The sequence below is a fragment of the Streptomyces sp. V3I8 genome (genome assembly GCF_030817535.1).
Classification (GTDB): domain Bacteria; phylum Actinomycetota; class Actinomycetes; order Streptomycetales; family Streptomycetaceae; genus Streptomyces.
In genome coordinates this window covers 8,384,718-8,398,059 of the sequence record NZ_JAUSZL010000002.1, presented here as the reverse complement: position 1 = coordinate 8,398,059, position 13,342 = coordinate 8,384,718, and the positions used below count along the sequence as shown (strand labels likewise).

9 protein-coding genes and 1 pseudogene are annotated in these 13,342 nt (G+C 73.7%); 6 read left to right on the top strand and 4 right to left on the bottom strand.

The window, feature by feature from the left end; all coding sequences use genetic code 11:
• The first annotated feature begins 124 nt into the window (after positions 1-124).
• Complete coding sequence (locus QFZ75_RS37095) at positions 125-544, top strand: PPOX class F420-dependent oxidoreductase (RefSeq protein ID WP_307543814.1); 420 nt, start codon at positions 125-127, stop codon at positions 542-544.
• Between the two features lie 57 nt (positions 545-601).
• Here QFZ75_RS37095 and QFZ75_RS37090 read toward each other — a convergent pair whose 3' ends face one another.
• From QFZ75_RS37090 to QFZ75_RS37075, 4 genes are read right to left on the bottom strand one after another with little or no spacing between them, the layout of a single operon-like run.
• Positions 602-2,983, bottom strand: a complete 2,382-nt coding sequence (locus QFZ75_RS37090) for a bifunctional salicylyl-CoA 5-hydroxylase/oxidoreductase (protein ID WP_307543813.1) — start codon at positions 2,981-2,983, stop codon at positions 602-604.
• Between the two features lie 10 nt (positions 2,984-2,993).
• Complete coding sequence (locus QFZ75_RS37085) at positions 2,994-4,700, bottom strand: AMP-binding protein (RefSeq protein WP_373466002.1); 1,707 nt, start codon at positions 4,698-4,700, stop codon at positions 2,994-2,996.
• Positions 4,701-4,738: 38 nt separating this feature from the next.
• Positions 4,739-5,665 (bottom strand): acyl-CoA thioesterase II, encoded by a 927-nt coding sequence (locus QFZ75_RS37080; RefSeq protein ID WP_307543812.1) that lies wholly within the window; start codon positions 5,663-5,665, stop codon positions 4,739-4,741.
• Entirely contained in the window at positions 5,662-6,144 is a 483-nt protein-coding gene (locus tag QFZ75_RS37075) for a cupin domain-containing protein (RefSeq protein ID WP_307543811.1), read from the bottom strand. The genes QFZ75_RS37080 and QFZ75_RS37075 overlap by 4 nt, the downstream gene beginning before the upstream one ends.
• Before the next feature lie 120 nt (positions 6,145-6,264).
• On the opposite strand from QFZ75_RS37075, the gene QFZ75_RS37070 reads away from it, so the two are divergent.
• The 5 genes and pseudogenes from QFZ75_RS37070 to QFZ75_RS37050 all read left to right on the top strand — a co-directional run bounded on the left by QFZ75_RS37070 (position 6,265) and on the right by QFZ75_RS37050 (position 13,286).
• Complete coding sequence (locus tag QFZ75_RS37070) at positions 6,265-6,708, top strand: RidA family protein (RefSeq protein ID WP_307543810.1); 444 nt, start codon at positions 6,265-6,267, stop codon at positions 6,706-6,708.
• Between the two features lie 66 nt (positions 6,709-6,774).
• Positions 6,775-8,273: pseudogene (locus QFZ75_RS37065) on the top strand (metallophosphoesterase).
• Between the two features lie 122 nt (positions 8,274-8,395).
• Entirely contained in the window at positions 8,396-10,705 is a 2,310-nt protein-coding gene (locus tag QFZ75_RS37060; RefSeq protein ID WP_307543809.1) for a serine/threonine protein kinase, read from the top strand.
• Positions 10,702-11,940, top strand: a complete 1,239-nt coding sequence (locus tag QFZ75_RS37055) for a hypothetical protein (RefSeq protein WP_307543808.1) — start codon at positions 10,702-10,704, stop codon at positions 11,938-11,940. The genes QFZ75_RS37060 and QFZ75_RS37055 overlap by 4 nt, the downstream gene beginning before the upstream one ends.
• Positions 11,937-13,286 (top strand): alpha-glucoside ABC transporter substrate-binding protein, encoded by a 1,350-nt coding sequence (locus QFZ75_RS37050; protein WP_307543807.1) that lies wholly within the window; start codon positions 11,937-11,939, stop codon positions 13,284-13,286. Before QFZ75_RS37055 ends, QFZ75_RS37050 begins: the two co-directional genes overlap by 4 nt.
• Positions 13,287-13,342: the final 56 nt, after the last annotated feature.

Here is a 13,342-nt window from a genome sequence, read left to right as displayed (position 1 = left end):
GGGAGCCCGACGACCCCGTCCGCACCGGGACGCATACACCGACGCGTCCCGGACACCCGCGAGGGCGCCGGGGCCGCCCGCCCGCGTCCCCGCCGAGCCGGCCCGCCGACACCGAGGAGCCCCCATGTCCAAGCCGCCGCTTCCGCCCGAGGCCGTCGAACTGCTCAGCCGGCCCAACGCGGCCGTCATCGCCACCGTGCGTTCGGACGGTGCGCCCGTGTCCACGCCCACCTGGTACGTGTGGGAGGACGGCCGGGTGCTGATCAGCATGGACGTGGGCCGCGTACGGCTGAAGCACCTGCGCCGCGACCCGCGGGTGACCCTGACCGTCCTGGACGGGGACGACTGGTACACCCATGTCACCCTCCTGGGCACGGTCACCGACATGTCGGACGACGAGAACCTGGCCGACATCGACCGCATCTCCCGGCACTACACCGGCGAGCCCTATCCGGACCGGGTCCGCCCCCGCGTCAGTGCCTGGATCGACATCGAGCGGTGGCACGGCTGGGGTGCGCTGAAGGACAGCGACCAGTCGGGCTAGGTCCGTCGCGAGGAGCACCGGGCACCGCGCGGGACGGGGCGGGCGACGCCGGTGTGCTCAGAGGACGGTCGCCGGCTCCCGTGACGGGATCCAGCGCAGGTGGACGCTCCGGCCGGGGTCCTCGGCCCGCAGCAGGGACAGCCGCGGACGCACGGCGTCGGTGCGCGCACCCGGCGGCCTGCGGGCACCGGCCCGGTACGGGAGCGGCCACTGGGCCGCGGCGTCCCGGTACTCCTGCTCGGCCGCCGCGTGCAGGGTCCAGTGCGGGTCGTAGAGGTGGGTGCGGCCGAGGGCGCACAGGTCGGCGCGGCCCGCCAGCAGGATCGAGTTCACGTCGTCGTACGACGCGATGGCGCCGACCGCGATGACGGCCGCGCCGGCCGCCGCGGCCACCTCGTGGCGGATGCGGTCCGCGAACGGCGTCTGGTACGAACGGCCGTACGCGGGCCGCTCGTCCGCGGTGACCTGCCCGGAGGAGACGTCGATGGCGTCCGCCCCGTGGGCGATGAACGCGCGCGCGATCTCCACGGCGTCGTGCTCGGTGTTGCCGTCCGGGACCCAGTCGGTCGCGGAGACGCGTACGATCATCGGCCGTCCGGCGGGCCAGGCGGCACGGACCGCGTCGAAGACCTCCAGGGGGAAGCGGAGCCGGTTGTCCAGCGGTCCCCCGTACTCGTCGGTGCGGTGGTTCGCCGCCGGTGAGAGGAACGAGGACAGCAGGTAGCCGTGCGCGCAGTGCAGTTCGAGCAGGTCGAAGCCCGCTTCGGCGCCCCGGCGGGCGGCGGCGACGAAGTCGGCGACCAGAGCGTCCAGATCGGCGCGGTCGAGCTCGCGCGGGACGGCGGAGGCGGGTCCGTAGGGCAGCGGCGACGGGCCCACGGTCCCCCAGTTGCCGTCCGGCAGCGGGGCGTCCATGCCCTCCCACATCAGCCGGGTGGAGCCCTTGCGGCCGGAGTGGCCGAGCTGCAGTCCGATGCGGGCGGTGCTGCGCTCGTGCACGAAGGACACGATCCGCGCCCACGAGTCGCGCTGCCCGTCGCTCCACAGGCCCGTGCAGCCGGGCGTGATGCGGCCCTCGGGCGAGACGCAGACCATCTCCGTCATCACCAGTCCGGCGCCGCCCATCGCCTTCGAGCCGAGGTGGACGAGGTGGAAGTCGCCGGGTACGCCGTCGACGGCCGAGTACATGTCCATCGGGGACACGATCACCCGGTTCTTCAGTTCCAGCTCCCCCAGCCGGAACGGCTGGAACATCGCCGGCGCGGCTTCGGGCAGGCCCTGGGAGGCGGCGAAGGCCGCGTCGACCCGTCCGGCGAACTCCGGGTCGCGGGTGCGGAGGTTGTCGTACGTGATGCGGCGCGAGCGGGTGAGCAGGTTGAAGCAGAACTGGACCGGTTCCTGGCGGGCGTACATGCCGATGTTCTCGAACCACTCGAGCGAGGCCTGGGCGGCCCGCTGGGTGGACTCCACGACAGGGCGCCGCTCCGCCTCGTAGGCCGCCAACGCATCGTCCGTGTCCGGGTGTTCGTGCAGACAGGCGACGAGGGCCAGGGAGTCCTCCATGGCCAGTTTGGTGCCCGAGCCGATCGAGAAGTGCGCGGTGTGCGCGGCGTCGCCGACGAGGACGAGGTTGCCGTGGTGCCAGCGCTCGTTGCGCACGGTCGTGAAACCGAGCCACTTCGAGTTGTCGGCGAACACCTCGTGGCCCGCGAGTTCCTCGGCGAACAGCTCGCGGACGCGCTCGACGGCCCGCTCGTCGGAGGCACCGGGCGGGAGGGCGGCCCCCTCGGTGGTGTCGAAGCCGGCCCGGCGCCAGACGTCCTCGTGCATCTCGACGATGAAGGTGGAGCCGGTCGCGGAGTAGGGGTAGCCGTGCACCTGCATGGTCCCCCACTCCGTCTCCTTGACGAAGAACTGGAACGCCTCGAACACCCGGTCCGTGCCCAGCCACATGTACTTGTTGCGGCGCCGGTCCAGGGTGGGGCGGAAGACCTCCGCGTGGGCCGACCGTACCTGTGAGTTGACGCCGTCCGCCGCCACCACCAGGTCGTACGAGGCGCGCAGGACGCCGGTGTCGGGAGCGGGCGTGGAGAAGTGGACGGTCACCCCGAGGTCGTGGCAGCGGCGCTGCAGCAGCCGGAGCAGTTCCCCGCGGCCCATCGCGGCGAAGCCCTGGCCGCCGACCGTGTGGGTGCGGCCGCGGTGGTGGATGTCGATGTCCGTCCAGCGGGCGAAGCGGCGCGCCATGGCCCCGGCGAACTCACGGTCCGCGCTCTCGATGCCGCCGAGTGTCTCGTCGGAGAACACCACGCCGAACCCGAAGGTGTCGCCGGGGGCGTTGCGCTCCCACACGGTGATCTCGTGGGCCGGGTCGAGCTGTTTCATGAGGGCGGCGAAGTAGAGGCCGCCGGGGCCACCGCCGACGATCGCGATCTGCACGTGGTTCCTCTCAGTGCTCGGCGGCGGACGGGCCCGCCTGCGCGTCCTCGACGGCGGCCCGGAGCGCGAAACGCTGGAGCTTGCCGCTGGCGTTGCGTGGCAGCGCGTCACGGAACCGCACGTCGCGCGGGTACTTGTAGGGCGCGATGACCTGCTTGACGTGGTCCTGGATCTCCCTGGCCTTGGCGGTGTCACCGGTGACACCCTCCCGCAGGACGACGAAGGCGCAGACGACCTCGCCGCGTTCGGCGTCGCCGCGGCCGACGACGGCGCACTCCACGACGTCGGGGTGGGTGTCCAGGGCGGCCTCGACCTCGGGCCCGCCTATGTTGTAGCCCGAGGAGACGATCATGTTGTCGCCGCGGGCGTGGTAGTGGAAGTAGCCGTCCTCGTCGCGGTGGAAGATGTCGCCGGTGACGTTCCAGCCGTCCACGACGTAGTCCTTCTGGCGCACGTCGTCGAGGTAGCGGCAGCCGACCGGGCCGATGACGCCCAGCCTGCCCGGCTCACCGGGGCCCAGTTCCGTGCCGTCGGGGCCGAGGACCGTGGCGCGGAAGCCCGGCACCGGTTTCCCGGTGGCGCCGGGGCGGATGTCGGCGCCGGCCGCGGAGATGAAGATGTGCAGCAGTTCGGTCGCGCCGATCCCGTCGACGACCTCCAGCCCGATCCGGTCGCGCAACCGCTCCCAGGTGCCCAGGGGCAGGTGTTCGCCGGCCGAGACGCCGACCCGCAGCCCGGCGAGCCGTTCCTCGCGCCCCTCGCGCAGGATCGCCCTGTACGCGGTGGGCGCCGTCGCCAGCACGGTGACGCCCTGGCCGGCGACGAGGTCCGCCATCGCGAGCGGGGTCGCCGCCTCGGTCAGCAGGGCGCAGGCGCCGGCCCGCAGCGGGAACACGACGAGCATGCCCAGTCCGAAGGTGAAGGCGAAGGGGGCGCTGCAGGCGACCAGGTCGTCCGGGACCAGTCGCAGCACATGACGGCCGAAGGTGTCGTCGATGGCCAGGACGTCACGGTGGAAGTGCATGGTGATCTTGGGTTCGCCGGTGCTGCCGGACGTCGGGGCGAGCAGGGCCACGTCGTCGGCGGCGGTGTCCACGGCCGTGAACTCGCCGGACTTCGCGGACGCGCGGGCCACCAGGTCGCCCGGCCCCGCACCGCCGAACTCGACGACCCGCAGCGAGGGCAGCACGGTGTCACGGACGGTGCGGACGTCCTCGGCGCACCGGTGGTCGACCAGGGCGAGCGCGGGCAGGGTCCGCTCGGCGACCGGGGCGATCTCGCGGGCGCGCAGCGCGGCCATGACGGTGACGACGATCCCGCCGGCCTTGAGCACACCGAGCCAGCTCGCGACCGTCCAGCAGTTGTTGGGTGAGCGCAGCAGGACCCGCTGCCCCGGGACTAGGCCGAGGTCCTCGGTCAGCACCTGGGCCACCTGGTTGGCCCGCTTGCGCAGTTCCCCGTACGTCCAGGTCCGTCCGTCCGGCGTGCGCAGGGCCGGCCGGCCGGCCCCGTACGCCGTCGCCGGGGTGTCGACGAGTTCGGTGGCGGCGTTGAGCCGCTCCGGGTGGCGCAGGTCCGGCGTGGTGAACTCGGTCGTCGGCCACAGGTGGGCGGGCGGGAGGTGGTCGCGCGCGAAGGTGTCCCCGTACGCCGAGGACGACAGGGGAGGCGGGCCGGAGGACGGGCCGGCGGACGGGGGTGAGGGCGGAAGAGTCAACGGAGGTGTCCTTCCGGGAGCCGCCGGTGCGCGGCGGATCAGGCGGGGCGGATCATTCCCTCCTGGACGACGGTGGCCAGGTGACGGTGGTCGCGGGTGAAGAAGCGGCCGGTGCCCAGGCCGCGGCCCGCGTCGGCGGCGACCGCTTCCTGGACGTAGAGCAGCCAGTCGCCGACCGGTCCGGGGCGGTGGAACCACATGGCGTGGTCGAGGCTCGCGGTGACGAGGCCGGGGTCGGCCCAGGCCAGGCCCAGGACCCGCAGGACGGGTTCGAGGATCGTGTAGTCGCAGACGTAGGCGAGGGCGGCCAGGTCCCGCTGGGCGTCGGTCAGCCCCTCGACGGCGCGCAGCGCGTCGAACGGCCGTACCCAGACCGCCTGGTGCGGCAGGCGTCTGCCCTCGACGGTGAGGTAGACCGGGCCGGGCACGTGCCGCATGTCGAAGCTCCGGCCGGTGGACCAGTAGGCCTTCGACTCCTCGGTCATCGAACCGCCGTCGCGTTCCTGGAGGTACGCCTGCGAGCCGGGCAGGTCCTCGGGGTCCGGGACGACCTCGGTGAAGTCGGCGTGGAAGGTGCCGCCGGGCTCCCCCGCGGCGAAGTTGGCCAGGCAGACGTAGAGGGGCCTGCCGTTCTGGTAGCCGCGTACCTGCCGGGTGCTGTAGCCGCGGCCGTCGCGCACCACCTCCACCTCGTAGCGCACCCGGGCGCCGATGTCGGCGGGACGCAGGAAGTAACTGTGCATCGAGTGCAGCGTCTTGGCGTCGGTCACCGAGCGCATCGCGGCGGCGGCCGCCGCGGCCACCAGGTCGCCGCCGTACGCCTTGGGCCACGGGCAGGGCTGCGTGACGGCGGTGAAGGCGAGGTCGAAGTGCTCGGCGGGAGCGGGGGTCAGGGTGACGGCCTCGGTGAAGTACGCGGAGGTCGGCGGCGTCCCCTCGGGTGCGGGGCCGGGGTCCGGCGTCATCGGTCGAGCCAGTCGCGCAGGTCGGCGTCGGGGACGTCGGCCAGGTTGACGACGATGTTCTCCGGTGTCCGGGTGGTCATCCAGGTCAGCGGTTCGGTGCGGGAGAGGTTGCACTCGATGTGCGGCATGAACGGCGGGACGAAGACCCAGTCGCCCTCCGCCATGTCGACGTAGTCCTCGAACCTCTCGCCGAAGTAGATGCGCGCCCGCCCCGACAGGACGTAGCCGCCGGTCTCGGCCTCGCCGTGGTGGTGGGTCACCGAACGGTAGCCGGGGTCGTTGCCGACCTTGCCGAACCACAGTTTCGTGGCGGGCGTGTGCTGGATGCTGACGCCCGAGATCCGGACGGCGCCGCCGGAGTCGGCGGTGTTCCCGCTCTCCGATCCGGCGCGCGTCACCACGGGGGCGACGATCCCGCTGGGCAGCCGGTACATCGAGGCGTCGCCCTCGAGGCGGTACTTGCTGAGGTCGGGCTCCATGGGGGCTGGCTCCGTTCCGGTCGTGCGCCGGTCGTGCGGCTCAGGAGGAGGCAGGGTGCGCCCGGTCGGTTCGCGTCGTATCTCGTTTTTTTCACGGCCGTCATTTATTGTCAATACACCATGCCGACACCCATCGGAGGCCGTGTGACCCCCCTCGCCGTGAACCCGAGCGCCCTGCCGTCGCCCCGCGGCTACTCGCACGGAACGCTCGCGGGAAACACCCTCCACCTCGGCGGGCAGACCGCCCTGGACGCCGGCATGAGGATCGTGCCGGGCGGCATCGTCGAGCAGTTCCGCCAGGCGTTCGGCAACGTCCTGACGACGCTCCGCGAGGTCGGCGGCGAGCCCCGGGACCTGGTCAGCGTGACGATCTACCTCACGGACATCCCCGACTACCAGGCGCACGGCAAGGAGATCGGCGCGGTGTGGCGCGAGCTCGCCGGTCCCGTCTACCCGGCGATGGCCGGCATCGGCTGCACCGCCCTGTGGCAGCCCGAGGCGATGATCGAGATCCTCGGCGTGGCCGTCGTCCCCGAGGACCGGCTGGTCCGGCCGGGCGGATGAGGGCCGCGGACGGCGCAGGGACGGCCCGGCGTCCCTCCCCCGGTGGGCCGTTGTTACCGTTCACCGATGTCTGACTCTTCACGCGACTCCGCGGCGGGCGCCGGCTGGGGCGGCACGGAACGCGGCGCCTACCGGCGTCTGGTACCGCGACGGACCGAGAAACTGTCGTGGGTCAGTCCCAGGACCCTGTGGCCGGCCCGCAACGGCATGCTGGCCTCGCTGTTCGGGGATCCGACGGGGCGGACCCGCGCGCGCTGGGTGGCGCAGCGCGCCGCGGCCGGGGCGCCGCCGGACAAGGTGATCGGGCATCAGGTCCCGGACCGTTTCTCCTTCATGGTGATCGGGGACACCGGCGAGGGGGACGACCCCCAGTACGCGGTCGTGCCGGGCTTCCTGGAGGCCGGTCGGGGCACCGAGTTCGCCGTGCTCGCCAGTGATGTCATCTACCCGGTCGGCGCCACCGACGACTACGGTCCGAAGTTCTTCCGCCCGTACCAGGACTACCCGGCGCCGATCTACGCGATACCCGGCAACCACGACTGGTACGAGGACCTCGACGGGTTCATGCGCGTCTTCTGCGACGCCCCGCCCCTCACCCCGCCGGCCGCTCCCCGCCGGCTGTCACGGGCCTGGTGGCGGTCGCTGCTCTGGCACCGGCCGAACCCGCACGACGAGCAGCGCCTGGCCGAGGCACGGAAGTTGCGGTCGGCCCCCGCCCAGCAGGCCGTCCAGCCGGGCCCGTACTGGGCGATCGACGCCGGCCCGGTGCGGATCATAGGCATCGACACCGGCCTCCTGGGGACCCTGGACGCCGAGCAGGGCCGGTGGCTCCGTGAGGTCTCCAAGGGGGACACACCCAAGATCCTCGTCACCGGCTCCCCCCTGTACGTGGACGCCGAGCACCGGCCCTGCGCCGTCGAGGGGGCGGCACGGTCGACGAGATCGTGCGCGACCCGGACCACCACTACGTGGCCGCGATAGGCGGCGACATCCACAACTACCAGCGCTACCCGGTGGACGTGGACGGCCGCACCGTCCAGTACGTGGTCGCCGGCGGCGGCGGGGCCTTCATGCACGCCACCCACACCATGCCCCTGGTCGACGTCGCCGGCGTGACCGAGGAGGACTTCCGCTGCTATCCGCTGCGCGGCGACTCGCTGGCCTTCTACAGCGGACTCTACGGGCGCCGGCTGCGCATGCGGCGCTTCCTCACCCTCACCGAGGACCAGGCGGCCGCCGTCGTCTCGAAGCGGCTCGGCGTCCCGCCGACCCGCGCCCGGGTGCGGGACACCCCCGTCACCGCGCGCACCCGCCTGGTCGCGAGCCTGCTCGGCGCCGGCGGCCGCCCCGACCGCACGTCCCGCCTGCGCCTGCCGGTGCGCAAGGTGCACAGCCAACTCTTCTCGCCGGGCTCGGCGACGTACAGTCCGCCGTTCTTCAAGTCCTTCCTGCGCCTGGACGTCTCCCCGGAGTCGGTCCGGCTGCGCTGCTTCTCGGCGACGGGCAACCTTCCGCAGGAACTCGATCCGCCCGTCGAGGACGAGGTGACCATCCCCCTGGCATGACGTGCCGGGGCGCCCGCCCGACCGCCCGTTCGACCGTCCGCCGGGGCCCGCCGACGTCTCCGGCACAGCATCTCCCCTCGATACGGGGTCATTCGGGAACCGCGCGTCTATCCTGTGGTCGTATGGAGGGGGCAGGGGGCAACGGGGTGACCGGTGAACTGCGCGAGTCCAGTGCGTCGTTCGGCCCCCTCGTCGTCACGTCACCGGTCCTGCGGGCCGCACACGTGGAACTGCCCGAGGAGAGCCCCGATCCGGTCCTGCTCCCCACGGTCACCCTGCTGGACCGGGCGGCGTCCCACGGCGGCGACCCCGAAGGCCTGCCCCTGCCGCCGGGGCGGCTGCTCGCGGGGCAGTACCGGCTGATCAGGTCGCTGGGCTACGGCGGGATGGGCGAGGTCTACCTCGCGCTCGACACCAAGGTCGATCACCGCGAGGTCGCCATCAAGGTCCTGCACCCGCAGCAGGCGGCGGCCTCGGCGGGGGCGCTGGCCGAGGAGCGGCGGGCCCTGGTCGACCTCAGCCACGGCGACATCATCCGTGTCTTCAACTACGGGCACCACCCGGAGGTCGGCGACTTCCTCGTCCTGCAGTACGTCGACGGTCTCACCCTCGAAGAGGTACGGGCCCGCGTCCAGGTGAACCCGGACGAGTTCGGCGGCCGCCGCTTCCACGAGTTCGTCCTCGCCTACGGGGTGCGGATCCTCTCCGCGCTCGGGCATCTGCATGCGGACCGGCCCGGCAAGGTCTACGGCGACCTCAAACCGGACAACGTGATGCACGACGGCACCTCCACGAAGATCATCGACGTGGGGAGTGTCCGCGCGGCGGGGCTCCCCGGGCACACCACGGAGGGGTTCCGGGCCCCGACCGTCGGCCCGAACGGCGAGTCCACCGGCCAGGACGACCTGTTCAGCCTCGGGGAGACCCTGCGGCGCCTCAGCGGCCTCGGCCGCTCGCCCGACGACCTGGCGGAGCTGGGCCGCCTGGACATGATCGGCCCGCCGCGGTCGCCCGGGGACCCCGAAGGCCCCCGGCCTCCCGGCGCCCCCGCCATGACGGCGCCCTGTCCCCGCGGGCTCGGACTGGTGTCGCTCGCCCGGGTGCTGCACCGCGCCACCCGCGGCGAGCGGGCCGGGCGGTTCGCCACCGCACAGGAGATGGAAGAGCAACTGCGCGGCGTGTTCCGTGAGTTGCGGTCGCTGCGCACCGGGGCCGAGACCTTCGAGCCGTCACCGCTCTTCTTCCAGTCGCCGTACGCGCTCGACGCGGCGCTCGGCTCGGCGCCGCCCCTCACCCGGTGGGCGGCCCCGGACGCCCCGGCCCCGTACGCGCCGCCGTCTCCCGCGGAGGTCGCCCAGCGGCTGCCCGTCCCCCGGCCGGACCCGCACGACCTGCATCACGCCGAACTGAGCAGGCTGGCCGACGCCGCCCCCGAGGCGCTGCTTCAGCACACCGGCGACTGGCGCGACTCGCCGGAGGTCCATCTGCTGCGCTGCCGCCTGCGGTTGCGCGGCGCGGGCGGCGGGACCGGGGCCGCCGAACGTGAACTGCGGTTCGCCGAGACCCTGATCGGCGCCGAGCGCGCGCCCCACGACTGGCGGCTCGACTGGCACCGCGGGCTGCTCGCGCTCGGACAGGACCGGGCCGGGGCGGCACGGCTCCACTTCGACCAGGTGTTCGCGGCGATCCCCGGCGAGTACGCGCCGAAACTGGCCCTCGGCTACTGCGCCGAGCGCCTCGGCCGCTGGCAGGAGGCGCTGACGTTCTACGAGGCGGTGCGGCTGCGCAACCCCTCGCTCGGCAGCGCGGCGTTCGGCGCGGCCCGGGCACGTCTCGCACTGGGCGGTGATCAGGTGTGGGACGACGCCGTACGGGCGCTGGACGCGGTGCCGCAGCACTCGCGGCACCGGACCGCCGCGCGGACGGCCGCCGTACGCGTCGGTGTCGAGCACGTGCGCACCGCCGGACACCCGGACGAGGGGGCCGAGCGGCTGCGCGAGGTACTGGCGCGGCTGGCACGGCTGTTCCACGCGCACGGACTGACGGACGAGCAGGCCAGGGTCCGTATGACGGCGGAGGTCTGGGAGGCGGTACGGGGCGCCCTGGCCCGGGGTGCCATCGACGCGGCGGGCCTGGCCGAACTGGCGGCGGGCGCCGACGCACGGCTGGGGCTCCCGTCCGACGAGCCCGGTCTGCGCCGGGAGCTCTCCCGTCTCTACCTCACCCTCGCGCACCAGGCCGCCCGGTCCGCCGCCGCCGAGGACGGGACCGTCGCCGAGACCCTGCTGGACCGCGCCTACGCGGTCCGCCCGCTCGCCTTCCGGCACCACCGGGACAGCCCGTGGCCGGGAAAACGGGTGGCGGCCTGGCTGCGCACGACCGCCCGCGCGGGCGCACGGGGGAAGAACTCCGGGACGGCGGCCGACGGGTGACCGGCACGGCGCGGCACGGGACGCGGCACGGGAGCACGCCCCGGGACACGGGGACCGCTGACGCGCCGCCCGCACGTCTGCGCCGTGCCGCGCGGGGCACGGTGGTCGTCGTCGCCGAACTCGCCCGCCGGCTGTGGCGCCACGCCTGGCCGTCGACCACGGGCCGCCGCAACCGCACCTATCTGCGGGAACGGCTGGTCGCCCTCCCCCTGCTCGCCGTGGTGGCGTTCGGCGCGCTCGGCTGGGCGTACGCGGACGTGCGGGACGACTCGGCGTATCTGCGCAGCCGGCTGGCGCCCGCGCTCGTCGGGCTCGCGAACGCCAGGGCGTCGCTGTTCATCGCGCACGGCGAGGCCGTGGCGAACCTCGACGGGACGGGGGCCGTCGAACTGGTCGGCCTCAGCCAGCGCTACCGCACGCGGGTGGCGCGGGCGACGCAGAGCCTGAACCAGGTCGCCCGCAGCGGTGCGCTGACCGTGGCCGAGGAACAGGAACTGCGTGTGGTGTCCGCGCTGGTCGTCGACTACACGGAACGCATCGGCCGGGCCCGGAGCAACGCGCGGGACGCCGTGCTGCGGGACGCCGAGCTCAGCTACGCGCGCAGCATGCTCTGTTCGACGCCGGTGGCCGCCGCGGACCGGCAGGAGCGCTATCCCCCGTGCCGGCCGGTGACCGGGGCCGGCGCGACCTCGATCGTGGACCGGGTGGCGGGCCTGGAACGGGAGTTGCGCGGACGGCTCGCGGACCGGGCCGCCTGGGGTCCGGGCGTGCTGGCCGCCGCGATGGTCGCCGGGGTCGCCCTCGTCCTGCTCGCCGCCGGCCTCTGGCGCACGACGGTGTTCCTGCGCCACCGCTTCCGGATCCGGCTCAGCCTCCCGCTGGCGGTCGCCGCGCTGCCCCTGCTCGCCGTACCCCTCCTGACGGCCGACGCGCTGCTCGCGCAGCACGCCCAGAGCCGGACCGTCCCCCTGGCCCACTCGCTCGCCGCGCGGACCTCGCCCCGCACGGAGACGATCGCCGAGGAACGCCCCTTCGACGGCCCCGACCCGCGGGCCGTCGAGGTGCTGGAGGCCCGGATCGACGACACGCTGTCCGACGGACGGCTCGCCTTCCTGGACGGGGTCGCCCCCTTCGTCCTCCCGGCAGGGTCGGCCGGTGCCGTCCTGGTCGGCGGCGCCCTGCACGCGTACCGCCGCGAGTACCTCGTCGTCGCCCGCCCGGGAGCCGTCACGTGATCCGTCGCGCCTTCGGTTCCACGGCCCGTCCGGGCCCCCGCGCCGTCACGGCCCGCCGTACGCTCCTGCCCGCGGCCCGTCTGCCGCGCGTCCTGCTGGCCGCCTGCCTGCTCGCCCTGGTCCCCGGCTGCACGTCGGAGAGCCCCCGTCCCCTCGTCGTCCTGGGCCCATGGACCGGCAAGGAGGGCGAGGCCTTCGAGGCCGCGCTCCAGCGGCTCGACGACGGGACCGGCCGGACGTACACCTACGAGGGCACCCGCTCGCTGCGCGAGACGCTCGTCTCGCAGCTGGAGGCGGACACCCCGCCGGACGTGGCGGTCCTCAACAGCATCGGCGAACTCACCGAGTACGCCCGCCGCGACCAGCTCGAACCGCTCACCGAGCCGACCCGCGAACGCGCCTTCTCCCCGTGGGCGCCGGACCTCCTGGTGGACGGCAGGAGCCGCACCTACTGGGTGCCGCTGAAAGTCGACCTGAAAAGCCTGGTGTGGAGCCGGAAGGGCACGCCGAGCGACGATCCGACCTGGTGCGTGGGGCTCGCCTCGCAGGCCACCTCGGGCTGGCCCGGCACCGACTGGATCGAGGACATCCTGCTCCACCAGGTGGGCCCCGCCCGCTACACGGAGTGGGCCACGAGCAGGCTCAGCTGGCGCGATCCGGACGTCGTACGGGCCTGGACGACGTGGGCGCAGCTGCTCGCGGGCCGCTCCGACCGCTCCGTCGAACGGTCCCTGACCACGTCGTACGAGGGCACGTCCGGACCGGCCGGGCCCCGCGGACTGCTGAACTCCCCCGGTTTCGACTGCACGCACGAGCACCAGAGTGCCTTCATCCGGTACGTGTACACGGGCGACGGCATCCGGGTGGAACCGTCGGCCCGGTTCCTGGGCGGGCGGGCCGAGTACCGTGACGCGTTCGAGGTCTCCGGTGACATGGCCGCCGTCTTCAGCGACGACCCGGCGGCCCAGGAGCTGGTGGAACGGCTGTCGAGCCCGCGGGGGCGGGAGCGCTGGCGGGCCGAGGCGGACCCGGCGGTGCGTCCGCTGTTCCCGGACACGAGGGGTCTGCCGCCCACGGAGTCCGCGAACACCGTCGAGCAGGAGATCGACGCCCTGCTCAACTCACGCGCGAGCGCGCTGTGCTTCGACGCCTCCGACGTGATGCCGCCCGAGCTCCGGGACGCCTTCCACCGGGCGGTGCTCGAGTACTTCCGTGATCCGGCGCGGGGGCACCTCGACTCGTTGCTGCGGCAGCTGGAGACCGTGCGGGTCCAGGTGGACGAGGACGCGGACGACACGCGCTCGTTCCGCCCGCCCCAGGAGATCTGCGACCGCCTCGGCGGCTGACCCCGCCGGACCGTCCCCGGCCGGCTCCCGATGCGGAGGAGTCGGCCGGGGCGGCC

Bases quoted from the DNA above. Each gene is read 5' to 3' on its own strand.
- QFZ75_RS37095 (WP_307543814.1), top strand. From the start codon at position 125: ATGTCCAAGCCGCCGCTTCCGCCCGAGGCCGTCGAACTGCTCAGCCGG.
- QFZ75_RS37080 (WP_307543812.1), bottom strand. From the start codon at position 5,665: ATGACGCCGGACCCCGGCCCCGCACCCGAGGGGACGCCGCCGACCTCC.
- QFZ75_RS37075 (WP_307543811.1), bottom strand. From the start codon at position 6,144: ATGGAGCCCGACCTCAGCAAGTACCGCCTCGAGGGCGACGCCTCGATG.
- QFZ75_RS37070 (WP_307543810.1), top strand. From the start codon at position 6,265: ATGCCGACACCCATCGGAGGCCGTGTGACCCCCCTCGCCGTGAACCCG.
- QFZ75_RS37060 (WP_307543809.1), top strand. From the start codon at position 8,396: ATGGAGGGGGCAGGGGGCAACGGGGTGACCGGTGAACTGCGCGAGTCC.